Raw genomic sequence first — 18,410 nt, forward strand, 5'->3', positions numbered from 1 at the left:
CGACAGGACAGGAACGTGTCTATACGCTGTCATAATCGCGTCTTGCTGCTGCTGGTGGCGCTTGCTCTGGCGGCAGCGCTGCTGCCTTTTGTCAACTATGCGCCAAATCGGCTGATGTCCGGCGAGAGCCGGGCGCTGTGGCAGATTTGGCCGCACTCGCCCGCGCTGTGGCTTCCCGTACCGCTGCTCTTTTTCGCGCTCTGCTTTTTGCCCCGGCGCTGGCCGCTGGTGGCGACGCTGGCGCTGGCTGAGCTGTGCTTTATTGTGCTGGTATGGGGGGCGGGTAAAGCCGCTACCGATCTGGCGCAGTCGGGCAGCGCTCTGGCGCGCACCTCCATCGGCAGCGGTCTCTGGCTCTGGCTGGCTCTGGCGCTGCTTGCCTGCAGCGACGCCATCCGCCGCCTTACCGTTAATCCCCTCTGGCGCTGGCTGTTACAGGCCCAGATCTGGCTGGTGCCGCTGCTGCTCTTGCACCTGGGGGCGCTGAATCATCTCTCGCTGATGAAAGAGTATGCCAACCGCCAGGACGTGTTTAACGACGCCCTGGCCCAGCACCTGGTTCTGCTGCTGGGGACGCTACTTCCGGCGCTGCTGCTGGGCGGTGCGCTGGGGCTGTGGTGCTACCGCCATCCGGCGCGGCAGGCACCGGTATTTACCGTGCTGAACGTTATCCAGACCGTGCCCTCCGTGGCGCTGTTTGGTCTGCTGATCGCCCCGCTGGCCGGCCTGGTGGCGCACTTTCCCGCGCTTAGCCGCGTCGGTATTGCCGGAACGGGACTGACGCCCGCGCTGATCGCGCTGGTGCTTTACGCCCTCTTGCCGCTGGTGCGCGGGGTCGTAGCCGGCCTGAACCAGGTACCCAGAGACGTGCTGGAGAGCGCGGCCGGCATGGGGATGAGCGCCCGTCAGCGCTTCTTCCAGGTGCGCCTGCCGCTGGCCCTGCCAGTGCTGCTGCGCAGCCTGCGGGTGGTGACGGTGCAGACGGTGGGTATGGCGGTGATCGCCGCCCTGATTGGCGCGGGCGGCTTTGGGGCGCTGGTCTTTCAGGGACTGCTTAGCAGCGCCCTGGATCTGGTGCTGCTGGGGGTGATCCCAACGATTGCCCTGGCGGTGGTCGTCGACGCCCTTTTTGGCTTATGGATAGCGCTGCTGAAGGTAAAAGAGCCATGATCGAGTTCACGCAGGTTAGCAAAATGTTTAACGGGCAGAGCGCGGTCAGCGATCTCAATCTGCACTTCAAAAACGGGGCTTTTTCGGTGCTGATCGGCACCTCAGGCTCCGGGAAATCCACTACCCTGAAGATGATCAACCGGCTGGTGGAGCACGACGCGGGTACTATCCGCTTTGCCGGGGAGGAGATCCGCAGTTTGCCGCTGCTGGCTCTGCGGCGGCGCATGGGGTACGCCATTCAGTCTATCGGCCTCTTTCCCCACTGGACGGTGGCGCAAAATATCGCCACCGTGCCGCAGCTGCTGAAGTGGCCCCGGGCGAAAATCGATGCCCGCATTGATGAGCTGATGGCTCTGCTGGGGCTGGATCCGCAGCTGCGCGGTCGCTATCCGCACCAGCTTTCCGGCGGTCAACAGCAGCGCGTCGGCGTGGCACGGGCGCTGGCGGCCGACCCGGAGGTGCTGCTGATGGATGAGCCTTTCGGCGCGCTGGATCCGGTGACCCGTGGCACGCTCCAGCAGGAGATGAAGCGTATCCACCGCCTGCTGGGACGCACGATTGTGCTGGTCACCCACGATATCGACGAGGCGCTGCAGCTGGCGGACAACCTGGTGCTGATGGATGAGGGCAGGGTGGTGCAGCAGGGGACGCCGCTGGAGATGCTGACCCGTCCCGCGAGTGCGTTTGTCCGCACCTTTTTTGGCCGCAGTGAACTGGGCGTCCGTCTGCTCTCCCTGCGTAGCGTGGGTGACTATGTCCGGCCCGGCGAGCAGGTAGCCGGAGAGCCGCTGGATGCGGCCATGACCCTGCGCGACGCGCTCTCCGCGTTTGTTGCCCGGCGCTGCGAGGTGCTGCCGGTGGCCAACGCCGAGGGGGTATCCTATGGCGCAATCCACTTCCAGGATCTGCTTCGCGCGGAGGCCAGCCGTGAAAGTCATTCGTGATCCGCTTCTGTGGCTTATTGCGCTGTTTATCGCGCTGCTGGTGGCGCTGCCCTACAGCGGCGGCCTGTTTAGCGCGCTCTTTCCAGAGCTCTCACGGCCGCTCTATCAGCAGGAGAGCTTTATCTCCCTGACGCTGGCTCACTTCTGGCTGGTGGGCGTCTCCAGCGCGATAGCCGTGGTGCTGGGCGTTGGCGCGGGCATCGCCGTAACCCGCCCGGCGGGACTGGAGTTTCGCTCGCTGGTAGAGACCATCGCTGCGGTTGGACAGACCTTTCCGCCGGTAGCGGTGCTGGCAATCGCCGTGCCGGTGATGGGCTTTGGCAAAGAGCCGGCCATCATCGCGCTTACCCTCTACGGGATACTGCCTGTTTTGCAGGGGACGCTGGCGGGGTTTGCGGCGCTGCCTGGCGGCGTGGTGAGCGTGGCGGAGGGGATGGGGCTGAGCGGATGGCAGCGCCTGTTCAAGGTAGAGCTGCCGCTGGCCGCGCCGGTGATCCTGGCCGGGGTACGGACCTCGGTGATTATCAATATCGGTACGGCGGCAATTGCCTCAACGGTGGGGGCAAATACGCTGGGGACGCCGATTATTATCGGCCTGAGCGGATTCAACACCGCCTACGTTCTGCAGGGCGCGCTACTGGTGGCCCTGGCGGCAATTATTGTCGACCGCTGCTTTGAACGGCTGGCACGCCGTCTTAGCCAGCATGCAAAATAAAGGTGTAGCCCGCCAGCATCACGCCGCCGATGCCGCCCACGGCCATCAGAAAGAAAAGGGTAACGATAGAAATTTTGGCTGCGTTCATGATGTGCTCCTTATTTAAGCGCATAAGTATAACGTGAAGCGCAGCTGTTAATAAAACATTAAATGCCGAGCGGATAGATGGCATGCCCGGCGGCCTGCCACGTTGCCAACTGCTGCCGCTGGGCCAGGGTAGGGGCATCACCGCACCACACCATCAGGGTGTGGCCCTCAAACAGATCGGGGCGCAGATGATTAAGCGAGTTTGCCAGCACCTCCACGCGCCAGCCCTGCTCGCTAATCCGCCAGCCCTCCAGCCATAGCCGGGTGGTATCGTGAATATTCCAGCCGACGACCAGCGCATCCTTGTTGTACTTCTTTCGAGACGCGGCAAGGGAGGCAGAGATGTGGTTGATCAAGATGCCGTCAAGCAGGCTGAGCATCGCCAGTAGCGTGGGCTGCTGGCAGCGCAGACGGCGACGAAGCGGGCTCAGCAGATGCAGGGTAAGCGTTTCGGCGGGGTAGTCGCGGGTGCGCTCCTTTAGCCACTGGCGCAGGCGGGGAATGTTGCCGTTTTGCAGCAGCTGCAGCAGCGCCTCCTGCTGGTCGCGCCAGCCGTTTGAACCATCCAGCGACTCGTTAAGCAGCAGCGCCTGGACTTTACTCACCGGCACGCCGGTGTCGATCCAGCGCTTTATTTCACGGATCAGGTCGATATCCGCATCGTTAAATAGCCGATGTCCGCCATCCGTGCGCTGCGGCTTCAGTAGTCCGTACCGTCGCTGCCAGGCGCGCAGCGTAACGGGATTGATATCACAGAGCAAAGCCACTTCACCGATCGTGTAAAGCGCCATGATTCCACCTTTGCCAGCAGACTCCATTTCCCGAGGATCGATCCCCAGCCTATCAGAAGGGACCGATGATTTTATGATCGCTTTGTAACAATTTCGTCAAATAACCGGGTCTGTTTTGTGATAGTGAGCACGATTTGTCGATTTATTGCAATGCTTAAAAGAAAGTTACACCCACTCACTGTATGTTACGCGTTTTTACCGGGATGGACGCACGCGCATGTATGAATTTAATCTGGTTTTACTGCTTTTGCAGCAGATGTGCGTTTTTCTGGTTATCGCCTGGCTAATGAGTAAAACCCGGCTCTTTATCCCCCTGATGCAGGTCACCGTCCGGCTGCCGCACAAGCTGCTCTGCTACGTGACCTTCTCGATTTTCTGCATTCTCGGGACCTACTTTGGCCTGCATATCGAAGACTCTATCGCCAATACGCGGGCCATCGGCGCGGTAATGGGAGGCCTGCTGGGCGGTCCAGTGGTAGGCGCGCTGGTGGGATTCACCGGCGGCCTGCACCGCTACTCAATGGGCGGGATGACCGCCCTGAGCTGCATGCTCTCCACGATGGTTGAAGGATTGCTCGGCGGACTGGTGCACAGCATCATGATCAAGCGTGGCCGCACCGACTACGTCTTTAACCCTCTGACCGCGGGGGCAATCACCCTGGTGGCGGAGCTGGTGCAGATGATGATTATTCTGCTCATCGCCCGGCCCTTTGCCGACGCTCTGCATCTAGTGAGCAGCATCGCTGCGCCGATGATGGTGACCAATACCGTGGGCGCGGCGCTGTTTATGCGCATCCTGCTGGACAAGCGCGCCATGTTCGAAAAGTACACCTCAGCCTTCTCCGCCACCGCGTTGAAAGTAGCGGCCTCCACGGAGGGGATTTTACGCCAGGGGTTTAACGAAGAGAACAGCATGAAGGTGGCTCAGGTGCTCTATCAGGAGCTGGATATTGGCGCGGTCGCCATCACCGACCGGGAGAAGCTGCTGGCGTTTAAGGGCATCGGTGACGATCACCATCTGCCGGGGCGGCCCATCTCCTCCGCCTGGACCAAAAAGACCCTTGAGACCGGCGAAGTCGTCTACGCCGACGGTAATGAGGTGCCGTACCGCTGCTCGCTGCACCCCCAGTGCAAGCTCGGCTCGACGCTGGTGATCCCGCTGCGCGGTGAAAATCAGCGGGTGATGGGCACCATCAAGCTCTACGAAGCGAAAAACCGGCTGTTCAGCTCTATCAACCGCACGCTGGGAGAGGGGATTGCCCAGCTGCTGTCGGCGCAGATTCTGGCCGGACAGTACGAGCGGCAGAAGGCGCTCCTGACCCAGTCAGAGATCAAGCTGCTCCATGCCCAGGTCAATCCACATTTTCTGTTTAACGCGCTCAACACGCTGAAGGCGGTGATCCGCCGCGACAGCGATCAGGCGGGCCAGCTGGTACAGTATCTCTCCACCTTCTTCCGTAAAAACCTGAAGCGTCCGTCGGAGGTGGTCACCCTGGCGGATGAGATTGAGCATGTGAATGCCTATCTGCAAATCGAGAAGGCGCGCTTCCAGGCTAACTTGCAGGTGACGCTGTACGTGCCCGATGCGCTGGCCCATCAGCAGCTTCCGGCTTTTACCCTACAGCCGATTGTAGAAAATGCGATTAAGCACGGCACCTCGCAGCTGCTTGGCGTAGGGGAGATCACCATTCAGGCCAGCCAGGATCAACATCACCTGGTGCTGGATATTGAAGATAACGCGGGTCTCTACCAGCCGAAAACCGATGCCAGCGGGCTGGGGATGAGCCTTGTGGACAAGCGCCTGCGGGCGCGGTTTGGCGATACCTGCGGCATTACCGTCCAGTGCGAGCCGGATCGTTTTACCCGTATTACCCTGCGACTGCCTCTGGAGGAGAACGCATGTTAAAAGTGTTGATTGTCGATGACGAGCCGCTGGCGCGGGAGAACCTGCGCGTTCTGCTGGAAGATGAGAGTGAGATTGAGATTGTCGGCGAATGTGCCAACGCCATAGAGGCGCTGGGGGCGGTGCACAAGCTGCGTCCAGACGTGCTGTTTCTGGATATCCAGATGCCACGCATCAGCGGGCTGGAGATGGTCGGCATGCTCGACCCGGATCAGCGTCCTTACGTGGTGTTTCTTACCGCCTTTGATGAATATGCGGTGAAGGCCTTTGAAGAGCACGCCTTTGACTATCTGCTTAAGCCCATCGAGGCGGCACGGCTGGAGAAGACGCTCCAGCGCCTGCGCCATGCCCGGGGCGTGCAGGACATCTCCCTGCTGCCGGAGAACCAGCAGGCGCTGAAGTTCATCCCCTGCACTGGCCACAGCCGTATCTGGCTGCTGCAAATGGATGACGTGGCCTTTGTCAGCAGCCGGATGAGCGGCGTCTATGTCACCAACCACGAAGGCAAAGAGGGCTTTACCGAGCTCACGCTGCGCACTCTGGAGCAGCGTACGCCGCTGATGCGCTGCCATCGTCAGTATCTGGTGAATATGGCCCATCTGCAGGAGATCCGCTTTGAGGATAATGGCCAGGCCGAGCTGCTGCTGCGCGACGGCCACACCGTGCCGGTCAGCCGTCGCTACCTCAAAAATCTAAAAGAGGCGCTGGGGTTGTAACGTTCGGTGGTACACTGTGCGTTTGCGAAAATCACCGCTGAAGAGACTATGCTGAACAACGATATTTTACGTAGCCTGCGCTACACCCTGAAAGCCAACAACACCGAGCTGCAACGGATCTTTACCCTTGGCGGCGCAGAGGCCAGCGAGCAGCAGATTGCTGTCTGGCTGCGTAAAGAGGAGGAGGCGGGTTTCCAGGCCTGTCCGGACATTGTAATGTCGACCTTTCTCAACGGGCTGATCTATGCCCGCCGTGGCAAAGACGACTCTGCCCCCGATCTGAAGACCGAGCGCAAGCTGAATAATAATATTGTGCTGAAAAAGCTGCGCATCGCCTTTGCGTTAAAAACCGACGATATTCTGGCTATTCTGACTGAGCAGCAGTTCCGCGTATCGATGCCGGAAATTACTGCGATGATGCGTGCCCCGGATCATAAAAACTATCGCGAGTGTGGGGATCAATTCTTCCGCTATTTCCTGCGGGGTCTGGCCGTTCGTCTGCACGCGGCTAAATAAGGTAGGACTGCCCGGCAACTGGCGCTGCCGGGCATAAAGCAGATTATTTCACTTCTTTAAAGCCGCGAGACTCCAGCAGCTGCTCAGATTTTTTCATGCTGATACCTTCTTTGATTTCACCGGTAAACGCCGTGCCCTGCACTTTCTGCAGCGCATCGCGATCAACTTTGGTGTAATCAACGGTTAAGGTCTCAGTGGCATAGGTATCCTGGTAGTCCAGGCTCTCATCCACGCCTTTAATCTCTTTATACTGCTCGCTGATTGGCCCCAGGCGCTGCATGGCCACCTCTTTATTTGGGATCCCCAGCGCATCATAGTGCAGGGTATTTTTCGCCGTCTGGCGCAGCACGACGTCGTTTTTGTAGTAATAGGTCAGCTCAACGTTGGTTTTACCGTCTGACCAGGTAAAGGTCTTACTCTCCTCTTTGTCGCCGCAGCCGCTTAAGGTAATTACCAACAGTGCAGTAAACGCAGTAGCAATGATTTTTTTCACAATATTCATACTTTTCCCTTATTTAAAATAACCCTGTCCCTAGAATCATAGCGCAATAAAAAAAGGGTGCTGTATTTACAGCACCCTTTGCGGATTATTTAACCTGTTGTCCCGGCTGCGCACCGCTGTCCGGGCTAAGCAGGAAGATATCCTTCCCGCCAGGGCCGGCGGCCATCACCATGCCTTCCGAGACGCCAAAGCGCATCTTGCGCGGCGCAAGGTTGGCGACCATCACCGTCAGGCGGCCCACCAGCGCGGCCGGATCCGGATAGGCAGAGCGAATGCCGGAGAAGACGTTACGCTTCTCGCCGCCGAGATCCAGGGTCAGACGCAGCAGCTTGTCGGAGCCGTCAACGAACTCGGCGTTCTCAATCAATGCCACACGCATATCGACTTTAGCGAAGTCGTCAAAGCTGATGGTCTCCTGAATCGGATCGTCTGCCAGCGGGCCGGTGACCGGCGCAGCGGCGGCTTTCACCTCTTCTTTAGAGGCTTCCACCAGGGCGTCTACCTGCTTCATCTCGATGCGGTTATAGAGTGCCTTAAAGGTATTTACCTTGTGGCTCAGCAGCGGCTGCTGGATAGCATCCCACGTCAGTTCGGTGTTCAGGAACGCTTCGGCACGCGCGGCCAGCTGCGGCAGCACCGGCTTCAGCCAGGTCATCAGAACACGGAACAGGTTAAGACCCATGGTGCAGATAGCCTGCAGATCGGCGTCGCGGCCCTCCTGCTTCGCCACCACCCACGGTGCCTGCTCGTCAACGTAGCGGTTTGCCACGTCGGCCAGGGCCATGATCTCACGCACCGCTTTACCAAACTCGCGGTTCTCCCAGGCTTCGCCAATGCTGGCTGCCGCATCGGTGAAGGTTTTATACAGCGCCGGATCCGGCAGCTCGGCCGCCAGCACGCCGTCAAAGCGCTTGGCGATAAAGCCCGCGTTACGGGAGGCGAGGTTCACCACCTTGTTAACGATGTCGGCATTCACGCGCTGGACGAAATCTTCCAGGTTCAGGTCGATATCATCGATGCGCGAAGAGAGCTTGGCAGTGTAGTAGTAGCGCAGGCTGTCGGCGTCAAAATGGTTCAGCCAGGTGCTGGCCTTGATAAAGGTTCCGCGCGATTTAGACATCTTCGCGCCGTTTACCGTCACGTAGCCGTGCACGAACAGGTTGGTCGGCTTGCGGAAGTTGCTGCCTTCCAGCATCGCTGGCCAGAACAGGCTGTGGAAGTAGACGATATCCTTGCCGATAAAGTGATACAGCTCGGCGTCGGAATCTTTCTTCCAGTATTCGTCGAAGCTGGTGGTGTCCCCACGCTTGTCGCACAGGTTCTTGAACGAGCCCATATAGCCGATCGGCGCATCCAGCCAGACGTAGAAGTATTTGCCCGGTGCGTTCGGAATTTCAAAGCCGAAGTAGGGCGCATCGCGGGAGATATCCCACTGCTGCAGGCCAGATTCAAACCACTCCTGCATTTTGTTAGCAACCTGCTCCTGCAGCGCGCCTGAGCGGGTCCAGGCCTGCAACATTTCGCTGAACGACGGCAGGTCAAAGAAGAAGTGCTCAGAGTCACGCATCACCGGCGTCGCGCCAGACACCACCGACTTCGGCTCAATTAGCTCGGTCGGGCTGTAGGTCGCGCCGCAGACTTCGCAGTTATCGCCATACTGATCCGGTGACTTACATTTCGGGCAGGTGCCTTTCACAAAACGGTCCGGCAGGAACATGCCTTTCTCTGGATCGTAGAGCTGAGAGATGGTGCGGTTCTTAATAAAACCGTTCTCTTTCAGGCGACCGTAGATCAGCTCGGACAGCTCGCGGTTCTCTTCGCTGTGCGTAGAGTGGTAGTTGTCATAGCTGATATCAAAGCCAGCGAAATCGGTCTGGTGCTCCTGGCTCATCTCACCGATCATCTGCTCCGGGGTAATGCCAAGCTGCTGAGCTTTCAGCATGATTGGCGTGCCGTGGGCATCGTCGGCGCAGATGAAGTTGACGTCGTGGCCGCGCATTCGCTGGTAACGGACCCAGACATCAGCCTGGATGTGCTCCAGCATATGGCCGAGGTGGATGGAGCCGTTTGCGTACGGCAGCGCGCACGTTACCAGAATTTTTTTCGCGACTTGAGTCATAGTGAGCATTACGTCTTCTGTAAAAAAAGGGGTTTTGATATTACCAAATGGGGCACTATTAAGTAAGCACAAACCTTTTTCTTTCAGGTAAACTTGCTACACGAGCTTTTCACCTACAAGAACAGAGGAGTCGGGATGAACTCTCAATCCCAGGCCAAATCACCGGAAGCCCTGCGAGCAATGGTAGCCGGAACGCTGGCGAATTTTCAGCACCCCACCCTGAAGCATAATCTCACCGCATTAAAAGCCGTGCACCACGTTGCCTGGCTGGATGATACTGTGCACATCGAACTGCTGATGCCCTTTGCCTGGCGCAGCGCGTTTGAGGAGCTGAAGGAGCAGTGCAGCGCCGAGCTGCTGCGCATCACTGGCGCAAAAGCCATCGACTGGAAGCTGTCCCACACCATCGCCACGCTGAAGCGTGTTAAAAACCAGCCGGGCATTAACGGCGTGAAGAACATTATTGCCGTTAGCTCTGGCAAGGGCGGGGTAGGGAAGTCCTCTACCGCGGTCAACCTGGCGCTGGCGCTGGCTGCCGAAGGGGCGAAGGTCGGTATTCTTGATGCCGATATCTACGGTCCGTCAATTCCGGCGATGCTGGGCACCGAAGGCAATCGCCCGACCTCCCCGGACGGCACCCACATGGCGCCGATTATGGCCCACGGCCTGGCGACCAACTCTATCGGCTATCTGGTTACCGATGATAACGCCATGGTATGGCGCGGCCCGATGGCCAGCAAAGCGCTGCTGCAGCTGCTGCAGGAGTCAATGTGGCCGGATCTGGACTACCTGGTACTGGATATGCCGCCGGGTACCGGGGATATTCAGCTAACGCTGGCGCAAAATATCCCGGTGACCGGGGCGCTGGTGGTGACCACCCCGCAGGATATCGCCCTGATCGACGCCAAAAAAGGCATCGTGATGTTTGAGAAGGTGGAAGTGCCGGTGCTCGGCATCGTCGAGAACATGAGCATGCATATTTGCAGCAACTGCGGTCATCACGAAGCCATCTTTGGCACCGGTGGTGCCGAGAAGCTGGCCGAGCAGTATCACACTGAACTGCTGGGACAGATGCCGCTGCACATTACGCTGCGTGAGGATCTCGATAACGGCACGCCGACGGTGATCCACCGTCCTGATAGCGAGTTCACCGCCCTCTACCGCCGTCTGGCCGGGCGCGTTGCCGCTCAGCTCTACTGGCAGGGTGATGTGATCCCGTCAGAGATCGCGTTCCGCGCGGTGTAATTGTTATTGCCGGGCCTACATCCTGCGCCAACGTAGGCTGGGCAAACGCAGTGCCGCCCGGCATGGCAGCATTAGCCTGGAAATGCCCGGTGGCGCTACCGCTTACCGGGCCTACCTTGCTACGGCAACCGATAGTGTAAGAGGTAGTAATCCCCTTCCGGTGCCTCGCCTCGCGCCTCGATATGCCAGCCGTGGCGGCGATAAAACGCCAGCGCGGCTTTGTTCTCAGTAAGGCACTTCAGCGATCCCGAACTGGTAAAATTCGACTGCACCTTCTTCAGCAGCGCGCTACCGACGCCCTGACCCTGATACGCCGGGTCAACAAACAGGTTGTGGACGAAATTATCGTTCAGCGTGACCGATGCGAAGCCCAGGCGGTGCCCATCTTCATCGGCCACCCAGATACGCTCTCCGAGCGTCGCAGCATCAAAATCTTCCAGCTGCCAGTCGCTACCGTCTATCCAGGTCCAGCAGGTGCGCCGGGCATGCAGATAAAGCGTGCGCAGGAAGGGGCGATCGCTCTCTTGCCAGGGGCGAATAATCATCGGTGGTAGAAAATCTCACCGTCATAAACTTTAAGGATCTTACCTTCGGGTTCGGTGATCAGCACGTAGTTGCCGCCCATATAGGTCCAGTGGCTGCCGGCATCGGGCGCAGGCAGGTTACGCTGCTGCCACGCTTTAATATTGTACTCGTCAGTGAGGTACATCGGCGGAACGGTGTCGCCGATTTTGAATTTGGTAAAGTCAGCAGCAAATTCCTGCAGTTCGTATTTCGATATGCCCGTGGCAGCAGCAGTCTGTGGCGCTGCAAAAGCGGCGCTCGCTGATACCAGCAGTGCACCAAGAAGCATCAGTTTGGTCTTACCCATGGTCTCTCCATATTTTGCCGGGCGGGCTGTTCTCATCTGGCCCTTTAATATTACGTGCGCGCTATCATCGCTGTGATTTCTCACTGAAAGCAATAGCAAAAGCTATCATGCTCGCGCGTGCTTTGGAAAAAAGTGTAAGCAAATGCAGGAGAAAGCAGAAGCAGCGGATCGCTAAAAAAGCCATCCGCTTGAGAAGGGCGATCCCTTTTGGGATGATTCCTGGCGTTAAAAACCTTCCAGCACGATCTTGCCTACTGCCCGGTGGGATTCCAACAGACGGTGGGCTTTACGCAGGTTCTCAGCGTTGATTGCGCCAAAGTGTTCGCCCAGGGTGGTCTTAATCACCCCATCGTCGATAAGCGAGGCGACGCGAGTCAGCAGGCGGTGCTGCTCAATGATGTCCTGAGTTTCGAACATTGAGCGGGTAAACATAAACTCCCAGTGCAGAGAGATGCTCTTTGCCTTGAGCGGGCGCGCATCCAGCGTCTCGGGATCGTCAATCAGCGCCAGCTTGCCCTGTGGGATCAGCGCCTCAATCAGCTGCTGATAGTGCTCCTCGGTATTGTTGAGGCTGGCGACGTGGGTGACGTGCTGAATGCCAATACGAGCCAGCTCTTCGGTGAGCGGCTTGCTGTGATCGATAACGTGATGTGCCCCGAGGTCGGTAACCCACTGCTGGCTTTCCGGGCGTGACGCCGTGCCGATCACCGTCATTTTGGTGAGCTTACGGGCAAGCTGGGTCATGATGGAACCGACCCCACCCGCTGCCCCGACGATCAGCAGCACGTCGCCTTCGTTGCCGTCTTCATTAATGCCCAGGCGATCGAACAGCATCTCCCAGGCCGTAATAGCAGTAAGCGGCAGCGCGGCGGCGGAGGCATTGTCCAGAGAAGCGGGCTTCAGCGCCACGATGCGCTCATCCACCAGCTGATACTCACTATTGCTGCCTGGGCGGGTCAGCGCTCCGGCGTACCACACGGTGTCGCCGGGCTTAAACAGCGTCACCGCGTCGCCGACGTCGGCCACGACGCCGACTGCATCCCAGCCGAGAATACGCGGCGTGTCGGCGTTAAAGCCCGCGCGCACTTTGGTATCTACCGGGTTAACAGAGATGGCGCTTATCTGTACCAGCAGGTCGTGGCCGTGCGCGACCGGTTTTTCAATCTCAATGTCCTGTAGGGCATCAACGTTGCCGTTGGCCTGCGCCGCAGCGGTAATAGCGATAGCTTTCATAAATACTCCATAGCATGAGTGGCTTCAGATGAATAAGTTTAGGGTAACCAGCACCGGACGCGGGAAACAGCCTTTGATAACAGCAGCACTTATCCTCCGCGAGTGAAAATCGCCTCTGTTTGCGCTACTGTTGAGCCTTACTCATAAGTCGTGAGACGCTGTTGATTCTCAACGATAATTTTAACGATCTCTACTATCTAACCGTGGTGGCGAAGGCGCGCAGGCAGAGGGAAACCAAGGGACAATTAAAGAAGAGAAAATATAGAGCGGGTAAATAGTCCTAACAGCTTACCCCCTATTTTGCTAATAGGGTTGTCATAAATATAACAATCGAAAGTATCACGAAAGTATATAAGATATTTTTCACATAACCATACATTACAGTGTGGGGCTTATGAATATAAAGATAGCTCGTGAGGGATATAATTGCGATATAGCTACATAAATACGCTATCTCGCAATAGGTTAGATCAAACATGTTTCACCTTATAAACCCCTGGGCTAAACCAGGGGTGGAGATATTAAAACGAGTAGCCAGCGCCGATAGAGAATGTATTAACCTGCGTATCGAACACTTTGCTACCTTCATAATTAGCATCAAGGAAGATAGACGGTGTTACATGCACCTTAACGCCAGCAGAGTAAGCAAAGCCGTTTTCTCTCTCTGTATCTTCCCATTTCTCACCGTAACCTCTAATTTTTACTTTTACCGCACCACGCCCTACACCTGCCATAACGTAAGGTGTGAAGTATTCGTTAAGCTGGTATTGAGCACCTACCAGCACTGATCCGTATGCATAATCAGCTTCACCTTTAAAACCTGCTTCCTCTGCTGTCTCTTTCTTTCCCGTGAGAGTAATAGAAGAGATAAAGCCGAGGTTAGAACCTTCTGGCGTATAGCTATATTTAGCGTTTAGGCCGTTCAGATTTGTTCCAGCAGCGCGGCTATTGGCATAACCAACAGATACATCACTGGCAGCGTTAGCAACGCCAACAGATGCTAATACAGCCAGTACAATTAAACCTTTATTTACATTAACAAACACTATTTATTACCTTGCCGTTGATATAATAATTAAGACGCGATGTTATTTGCAGGTTTTTTTGTTATTAAAATTTTTTAGAAAACGCCATTATTAATGGAAATGTGAATGACCGCCAAAGCCTTCAGATTTAGAATTATCATTACCATAGCCATGACCGCCGAAAGCATGGGAATGTGCATTCTCAGCACCCCGACCCTTATCTCCACTAGCATGCGAGTTATGAGTCTGAACGTTATGGTTACTACGCACAGGAACATCAAAGACGCTTTCCATTGGCACAGAAATTTGCGCAGTAGGGTTAGTGGCCGCAATTGCTCCAGCAGTGGTCATAGCGTCCCCCACCTGTACAACAGTATCAGGCATCAATTGGTTAGCATTAACGTTAATAGAGCTATTAGCTGGCTTAGTAGCAACAGCAACAGGACTATCTACCGGATTATTAACAACCTCGTTAACCCTGTTAATTGGAGAGCCAATAGGTTCTACGGTAGTGTTTACTGTAAGTTGGTCAACAGGCGTACCGGTAGGGTCATTCTTCACTTCGGCCACTATCGAAACAGGCGTACCGGTAGGGTCATTCTTCACTCCGGACACCATCGAGACAGGCGTACCGGTAGGGTCGTTCTTCACTCCGGCCACCATCGAAACAGGCGTACCGGTAGGGTCATTCTTCACTCCGGCCACCATCGAAACAGGTGTACCGGTAGGGTCGTTCTTCACTCCGGCCACCATCGAAACAGGCGTACCGGTAGGGTCGTTCTTCACTCCGGCCACTATCGAAACAGGCGTACCGGTAGGGTCATTCTTCACTCCGGCCACCATCGAAACAGGTGTACCGGTAGGGTCGTTCTTCACTCCGGCCACCATCGAGACAGGCGTACCGGTAGGGTCGTTCTTCACTCCGGCCACCATCGAAACAGGTGTACCGGTAGGGTCGTTCTTAACCCCTGATACCATGCTTACAGGATTCCCCGTCGGATCTATCTTAAGACTTTGCATCGTTGTGTCGTGTACTACGGTGCTGGTTGATGTTTCGTTTTTTGCATCGATATATGTTTGGCCGAAAGCATTATTTATCTTATCAGTTTGCGCATTAGTCAGATTAGTAACGCTTAAGGATGTATGCGGATCGGTGGTACTCGTAGAAGGAGCAGAAGCGAGAGCATTGCTATTATCCATTGGGCCACCTATCGCACCTTTAGCGTCATTATAAGCCTTGCTGACACGCGTTTGTGTAGACGCATTGTTATTGTTTGCATTGTCTTGTAGTGCAGAGGAGAGGCGATCGTTCATGATGCTGAAGCTTTCATTAGCGAAAGCAGAGCTAGTGAACAAGACACCTAAAGTAACAACAGACAGTGCTTTTTTTACACATGCGATAGCCGGCATTTTAATTTCTCACATTACAAATAATGAAAAGGTATGCGTATATCTTTTTTAGTAACGCGAATGAACTATCCCGGACCGTGCCTTTTTCGATGTTGATTTAGATCACAAAAAGCATCAATAGCTAAAAAATATTGCTTATGGACGGTAATTTTTTTGTAGTTATTACTTCGAGTGAAAGAAGTATTTACTCAAGATGAAAGAGGGTTAAGTCTGAGTCAGACTGCCTTGAACGCAACAGCAGGCCGTAAAATGAGCACGTTTTTACGACGTGAGGCTGGCTTTGGAGCTAAAAGATACGAGCAAAGGCTTCCAGGTTAGAGAAACCTTAAGGCAGTGCTTGAGCATGGTGTAAGCCTTTTAAAGGGGATTATGTTTGCTCTCAGCCGCAACAGGCCTTTGCCATACTGAGAGAGGTACTTTTAAACGTTAGCAAAGTTATTAGCTTATGTAGTAAAAGAAATCCACTTGAATATGTTCCGCTTAGCCATTCAATCAATATTTAATTAAGTATATATTTATTGTGTCAATATATTCAGAAGGTGAATGCCTAGGGTTAGTTTTTAGCTTTGTTACCTGTTAATCGATTAAATTTTGTTACGATTGATTTATTGATCTTCTTTGCGATAGTAATAGGCTTTCATAAAATCCTATTAATGTTAGTGTTAATAATGAGGTTTGTTTTTCATTGAAAATATTAAATAAGGAAATAAGATGGCGCTCCCGGTATATTTATGGTTGAAAGATAACGGCGGCAATGCCGTTAGAGGATCTGTCGATGTAAAAGATCGTGAAGGTTCAATTGAGATCGTAGAGCTTATGCACACGGTAGACTTACCTATAGATGACCGTACAGGTAAAATTGTCAGTAAACGTCTACACGGTGATTACTTCTTAATTAAGGAACTGGATAGTTCATCACCTTATCTGTATCAGGGTGTATCATCAGGTAGGAAGTTCAAAGAGGCTGTTTTAAAGTTCTATCGAATCAACTACAACGGGCAGGAAGAAGAGTACTTCCGGGTTACAATGGAGAACGTAAGGGTAAACGAAGTTGAATCTTTTATGATGGATATAAACAATCTCCGCTCCGAGAAATACAACCACCTTGAGGCTTTCTACCTGGCCTATGAAAAGATTACGTGGCACTACCTGGACGGGAATATTATTCATTCCGACTCATGGAACCGCAAGGAGGTCGCATAATGCCGTGGGTATATAAAGTTAGTGCACGCGCACTCTACCTAAATGGTACTTATAAATTTAATGCTGAATACTCAGGTAGGCCGGGATATTGGAATGATTCCGCAAATGAGTGTGTAAGTGGTAAAGGTCCTTTGCCGAGAGGTACTTACACTATAGGAAAGGCTTTTGCACATTATAAAGCAGGGGCATATACAATGAGGCTTACTCCATATGTTGAAAACCCAATGTGCGGACGAGATGGTTTCATGATACATGGTAATAGTACGGCGCATCCAACACAAGCATCGGACGGATGTATCATCCTAAATTTACCCCAACGTAAACAACTCAATGATAGCAGTGATAAGATATTAGTAGTGGAAGACTGATATGAAATACAGCTTAGTTTTTTTATGTTTGGTAGCTGGTACGTGTGGGGCAAATCAAATGAAAGGTTTTGGTGCAAGGTACTATGATGATATTACAGAAACCTATTCGGATAATCATGCAACAAATAGGGATCTAGAACCCATTATTACTGTAGGAAATGAGAAATATAAGTTTGAAGTAAATACGGTAGAAGCTATTGCTAAACAAGCAGGTGTGGATGTAAATAAAGATAGCCAAGCTTCTTGGATTTGTCTGAAATCAAAAGATATTAATTACTGGTTTATCTCCGATAATGAGATGGGAGGAGGGTATTTAACTACGGTAGCTATGGCAAAAGACGCATCTCCATGTACATCTTACCAAGGTTTTCTACGAGTAGCCGTTAAGGCCCCTATGTTGGCTTCTAAAGATGATATATCCTCTTACTTTGTTATGCCAAAGAAAGATATTGTCATGTTCTACAAGGAAGTTGAGAGTTTAAATTATATTCAGAGTAACAGCATTATGTATTATCTGAGAGGTAAAGAGGTGCAAGGGTTATTCATTAGTCAGGTTACTACTACTTAATATGTGTAAAATAAAATACTATTATGTAATGGTTGGCGGGTGTTTAATTGGTTCCTGACCCTGTTCGCTTATATTGGATGAATTGGAGAGGTTGCGTGAAATAAGATGATATGATAAACATCCCCTGTATGAAATCTCTTTTAGCTCGTGGCTGGATTGAGGTTGTTGCAAATGGTTAGGACAATCGCCCTTAAAATTGCGAAATTGATTTTTTTTATCGTGATTTTTCTTGTGATAGGTAAATGTATGCCAGATCCTTACATTTATATAAATCATGATATCGCAAAGTGTTTGGCCCAGTTTTTAAGCGGTGATGTAAACGCTGAGTCACTCTATGATGCTTATTTCTATCTTGATGTGGCCTCGGTAATAGTTATAACTATATCTATTTACGCAATTTGTTTGTCCGTTGTTCGTAAATTATTTTTTATGATATAGTTAAATCTGAGGATAGTGCTATGTGGAACTATTACTAATGAGCATAGAACAAGAGATCATTGATTATATATATACTAATCATAGCCACAAGAAATATGGCTTTTTTGGGCGTCGTCCAGAAGTAACATTAGATACTGAGTTAACTAAAGGCGGTCTGGATGTTATTTGGGAAGATGCAGAGGATACATTAGATTACTATTTCAGGAATTGGAATGTAAAGCCAAACGGTTTTGAGATAATCTACTATTTTGAACCGAATTTTTTAGGTTCAAAACCTCCAGAAAAGCCGCTAAAACCGCTAACGGTACGAATGCTGGTAGAATCTGCAAAAGCAGGCGAATGGTTGTACGATTAATATTTCCCTTACTATCTGTACTGTCGTGTAAAAACAGGGAGGATAGGCAATAACTCCTGAAGCACGCTTGCATCAGCAAGCCACTTCCCCTAATCTGGCAAAAAGTTCAAAGATGTACTCAACATGACTCGGGGTGCCCTTCTGCGTGAAGGCTGAGAAATACCCGTACCACCTGATCTGGATAATGCCAGCGTAGGGAAGTCAGATGCCTGCCGGCGTCCCTTCTTCGCG

20 protein-coding genes and 1 riboswitch are annotated in these 18,410 nt (G+C 53.4%); of the genes, 11 read left to right on the forward strand and 9 right to left on the reverse strand.

The features are described from left to right. Positions 1–15 precede the first annotated feature (15 nt). The 3 genes from WFN61_RS11240 to WFN61_RS11250 are packed head-to-tail and all read left to right on the forward strand — an operon-like array spanning position 16 to position 2,829. Positions 16–1,170 (forward strand): ABC transporter permease, encoded by a 1,155-nt coding sequence (locus tag WFN61_RS11240; RefSeq protein WP_257758072.1) that lies wholly within the window; start codon positions 16–18, stop codon positions 1,168–1,170. Beyond that, a complete protein-coding gene (locus WFN61_RS11245; protein ID WP_337038687.1) occupies positions 1,167–2,114 on the forward strand; it encodes an ABC transporter ATP-binding protein in 948 nt (315 codons plus the stop codon). Before WFN61_RS11240 ends, WFN61_RS11245 begins: the two co-directional genes overlap by 4 nt. After that, positions 2,098–2,829 (forward strand): ABC transporter permease, encoded by a 732-nt coding sequence (locus tag WFN61_RS11250; RefSeq protein WP_144817159.1) that lies wholly within the window; start codon positions 2,098–2,100, stop codon positions 2,827–2,829. The genes WFN61_RS11245 and WFN61_RS11250 overlap by 17 nt, the downstream gene beginning before the upstream one ends. Here WFN61_RS11250 and WFN61_RS11255 read toward each other — a convergent pair. Next, positions 2,810–2,917 carry a protein YohO gene (locus WFN61_RS11255; protein ID WP_144817161.1) on the reverse strand — a complete coding sequence of 36 codons (108 nt, stop codon included), beginning with the start codon at positions 2,915–2,917 and terminating at the stop codon, positions 2,810–2,812. The genes WFN61_RS11250 and WFN61_RS11255 overlap by 20 nt on opposite strands. 58 nt (positions 2,918–2,975) lie before the next feature. Then, entirely contained in the window at positions 2,976–3,707 is a 732-nt protein-coding gene (gene mlrA, locus WFN61_RS11260; RefSeq protein ID WP_144817163.1) for an HTH-type transcriptional regulator MlrA, read from the reverse strand. A 217-nt stretch (positions 3,708–3,924) separates the two neighbouring features. Between mlrA and WFN61_RS11265 the strand changes: the two genes are divergently transcribed. From WFN61_RS11265 to WFN61_RS11275, 3 genes are read left to right on the forward strand one after another with little or no spacing between them, the layout of a single operon-like run. Beyond that, positions 3,925–5,613 (forward strand): sensor histidine kinase, encoded by a 1,689-nt coding sequence (locus WFN61_RS11265; protein ID WP_144817165.1) that lies wholly within the window; start codon positions 3,925–3,927, stop codon positions 5,611–5,613. Then, positions 5,607–6,326 carry a two-component system response regulator BtsR gene (gene btsR / locus WFN61_RS11270; protein WP_144817167.1) on the forward strand — a complete coding sequence of 240 codons (720 nt, stop codon included), beginning with the start codon at positions 5,607–5,609 and terminating at the stop codon, positions 6,324–6,326. The genes WFN61_RS11265 and btsR overlap by 7 nt, the downstream gene beginning before the upstream one ends. 48 nt (positions 6,327–6,374) lie before the next feature. After that, the gene (locus tag WFN61_RS11275) at positions 6,375–6,842 is read left to right on the forward strand and encodes a DUF1456 family protein (RefSeq protein WP_144817169.1); all 468 of its coding nucleotides are present in this window, start codon (positions 6,375–6,377) and stop codon (positions 6,840–6,842) included. Between the two features lie 43 nt (positions 6,843–6,885). On the opposite strand, the gene WFN61_RS11280 is transcribed toward WFN61_RS11275, so the two are convergent. Both WFN61_RS11280 and metG read right to left on the reverse strand, forming a co-directional pair. After that, the gene (locus WFN61_RS11280; protein ID WP_144817172.1) at positions 6,886–7,344 is read right to left on the reverse strand and encodes a YehR family lipoprotein; all 459 of its coding nucleotides are present in this window, start codon (positions 7,342–7,344) and stop codon (positions 6,886–6,888) included. 85 nt (positions 7,345–7,429) lie between these two features. Next, the gene (gene metG / locus WFN61_RS11285; RefSeq protein WP_337038752.1) at positions 7,430–9,463 is read right to left on the reverse strand and encodes a methionine--tRNA ligase; all 2,034 of its coding nucleotides are present in this window, start codon (positions 9,461–9,463) and stop codon (positions 7,430–7,432) included. A gap of 135 nt (positions 9,464–9,598) precedes the next feature. Here metG and apbC point away from each other — a divergent pair, with 135 nt between their 5' ends. Then, a complete protein-coding gene (gene apbC, locus WFN61_RS11290) occupies positions 9,599–10,708 on the forward strand; it encodes an iron-sulfur cluster carrier protein ApbC (protein ID WP_144817174.1) in 1,110 nt (369 codons plus the stop codon). Between the two features lie 119 nt (positions 10,709–10,827). Here apbC and WFN61_RS11295 read toward each other — a convergent pair whose 3' ends face one another. The 5 genes from WFN61_RS11295 to WFN61_RS11315 all read right to left on the reverse strand — a co-directional run bounded on the left by WFN61_RS11295 (position 10,828) and on the right by WFN61_RS11315 (position 15,247). Beyond that, positions 10,828–11,253 (reverse strand): GNAT family N-acetyltransferase, encoded by a 426-nt coding sequence (locus WFN61_RS11295; protein ID WP_257758069.1) that lies wholly within the window; start codon positions 11,251–11,253, stop codon positions 10,828–10,830. After that, positions 11,250–11,579 carry an RcnB family protein gene (locus tag WFN61_RS11300; RefSeq protein WP_144817178.1) on the reverse strand — a complete coding sequence of 110 codons (330 nt, stop codon included), beginning with the start codon at positions 11,577–11,579 and terminating at the stop codon, positions 11,250–11,252. Before WFN61_RS11300 ends, WFN61_RS11295 begins: the two co-directional genes overlap by 4 nt. 225 nt (positions 11,580–11,804) lie before the next feature. After that, positions 11,805–12,812: a zinc-binding alcohol dehydrogenase family protein gene (locus tag WFN61_RS11305; RefSeq protein ID WP_312272698.1), complete on the reverse strand. Its 1,008-nt coding sequence runs from the start codon at positions 12,810–12,812 to the stop codon at positions 11,805–11,807. 521 nt (positions 12,813–13,333) lie between these two features. After that, positions 13,334–13,858, reverse strand: coding sequence for an Ail/Lom family outer membrane beta-barrel protein (locus WFN61_RS11310; protein WP_337038688.1), 525 nt, complete (start codon positions 13,856–13,858; stop codon positions 13,334–13,336). A 90-nt stretch (positions 13,859–13,948) separates the two neighbouring features. Next, positions 13,949–15,247 carry a hypothetical protein gene (locus WFN61_RS11315; protein ID WP_337038689.1) on the reverse strand — a complete coding sequence of 433 codons (1,299 nt, stop codon included), beginning with the start codon at positions 15,245–15,247 and terminating at the stop codon, positions 13,949–13,951. Between the two features lie 711 nt (positions 15,248–15,958). Between WFN61_RS11315 and WFN61_RS11320 the strand changes: the two genes are divergently transcribed. The 4 genes from WFN61_RS11320 to WFN61_RS11335 all read left to right on the forward strand — a co-directional run bounded on the left by WFN61_RS11320 (position 15,959) and on the right by WFN61_RS11335 (position 18,179). Further along, the gene (locus WFN61_RS11320; protein WP_337038690.1) at positions 15,959–16,450 is read left to right on the forward strand and encodes an Hcp family type VI secretion system effector; all 492 of its coding nucleotides are present in this window, start codon (positions 15,959–15,961) and stop codon (positions 16,448–16,450) included. Then, a complete protein-coding gene (locus WFN61_RS11325) occupies positions 16,450–16,818 on the forward strand; it encodes a tlde1 domain-containing protein (RefSeq protein WP_337038691.1) in 369 nt (122 codons plus the stop codon). The genes WFN61_RS11320 and WFN61_RS11325 overlap by 1 nt, the downstream gene beginning before the upstream one ends. A 1-nt stretch (position 16,819) precedes the next feature. Beyond that, entirely contained in the window at positions 16,820–17,386 is a 567-nt protein-coding gene (locus WFN61_RS11330; RefSeq protein WP_313449761.1) for a hypothetical protein, read from the forward strand. Between the two features lie 475 nt (positions 17,387–17,861). Next, a complete protein-coding gene (locus WFN61_RS11335) occupies positions 17,862–18,179 on the forward strand; it encodes a DUF1493 family protein (RefSeq protein WP_257758059.1) in 318 nt (105 codons plus the stop codon). A 119-nt stretch (positions 18,180–18,298) separates the two neighbouring features. Further along, positions 18,299–18,395: riboswitch (TPP riboswitch) on the forward strand. The last annotated feature ends 15 nt before the right edge of the window (positions 18,396–18,410 follow it).

The sequence above is a fragment of the Pseudescherichia sp. AS216 genome, from assembly GCF_037152055.1.
Classification (GTDB): domain Bacteria; phylum Pseudomonadota; class Gammaproteobacteria; order Enterobacterales; family Enterobacteriaceae; genus Pseudescherichia.

Excerpts from the sequence above, each read along its gene's own strand:
- WFN61_RS11255 (WP_144817161.1), bottom strand. The coding sequence starts at position 2,917 with ATGAACGCAGCCAAAATTTCTATCGTTACCCTTTTCTTTCTGATGGCC.
- WFN61_RS11295 (WP_257758069.1), bottom strand. The coding sequence starts at position 11,253 with ATGATTATTCGCCCCTGGCAAGAGAGCGATCGCCCCTTCCTGCGCACG.
- WFN61_RS11275 (WP_144817169.1), top strand. The coding sequence starts at position 6,375 with ATGCTGAACAACGATATTTTACGTAGCCTGCGCTACACCCTGAAAGCC.
- metG (WP_337038752.1), bottom strand. The coding sequence starts at position 9,463 with ATGACTCAAGTCGCGAAAAAAATTCTGGTAACGTGCGCGCTGCCGTAC.
- WFN61_RS11265 (WP_144817165.1), top strand. The coding sequence starts at position 3,925 with ATGTATGAATTTAATCTGGTTTTACTGCTTTTGCAGCAGATGTGCGTT.
- WFN61_RS11280 (WP_144817172.1), bottom strand. The coding sequence starts at position 7,344 with ATGAATATTGTGAAAAAAATCATTGCTACTGCGTTTACTGCACTGTTG.
- WFN61_RS11320 (WP_337038690.1), top strand. The coding sequence starts at position 15,959 with ATGGCGCTCCCGGTATATTTATGGTTGAAAGATAACGGCGGCAATGCC.
- btsR (WP_144817167.1), top strand. The coding sequence starts at position 5,607 with ATGTTAAAAGTGTTGATTGTCGATGACGAGCCGCTGGCGCGGGAGAAC.
- WFN61_RS11335 (WP_257758059.1), top strand. The coding sequence starts at position 17,862 with ATGAGCATAGAACAAGAGATCATTGATTATATATATACTAATCATAGC.
- WFN61_RS11330 (WP_313449761.1), top strand. The coding sequence starts at position 16,820 with ATGAAATACAGCTTAGTTTTTTTATGTTTGGTAGCTGGTACGTGTGGG.
- WFN61_RS11315 (WP_337038689.1), bottom strand. The coding sequence starts at position 15,247 with ATGCCGGCTATCGCATGTGTAAAAAAAGCACTGTCTGTTGTTACTTTA.
- WFN61_RS11245 (WP_337038687.1), top strand. The coding sequence starts at position 1,167 with ATGATCGAGTTCACGCAGGTTAGCAAAATGTTTAACGGGCAGAGCGCG.
- WFN61_RS11305 (WP_312272698.1), bottom strand. The coding sequence starts at position 12,812 with ATGAAAGCTATCGCTATTACCGCTGCGGCGCAGGCCAACGGCAACGTT.
- mlrA (WP_144817163.1), bottom strand. The coding sequence starts at position 3,707 with ATGGCGCTTTACACGATCGGTGAAGTGGCTTTGCTCTGTGATATCAAT.
- WFN61_RS11325 (WP_337038691.1), top strand. The coding sequence starts at position 16,450 with ATGCCGTGGGTATATAAAGTTAGTGCACGCGCACTCTACCTAAATGGT.
- WFN61_RS11300 (WP_144817178.1), bottom strand. The coding sequence starts at position 11,579 with ATGGGTAAGACCAAACTGATGCTTCTTGGTGCACTGCTGGTATCAGCG.
- apbC (WP_144817174.1), top strand. The coding sequence starts at position 9,599 with ATGAACTCTCAATCCCAGGCCAAATCACCGGAAGCCCTGCGAGCAATG.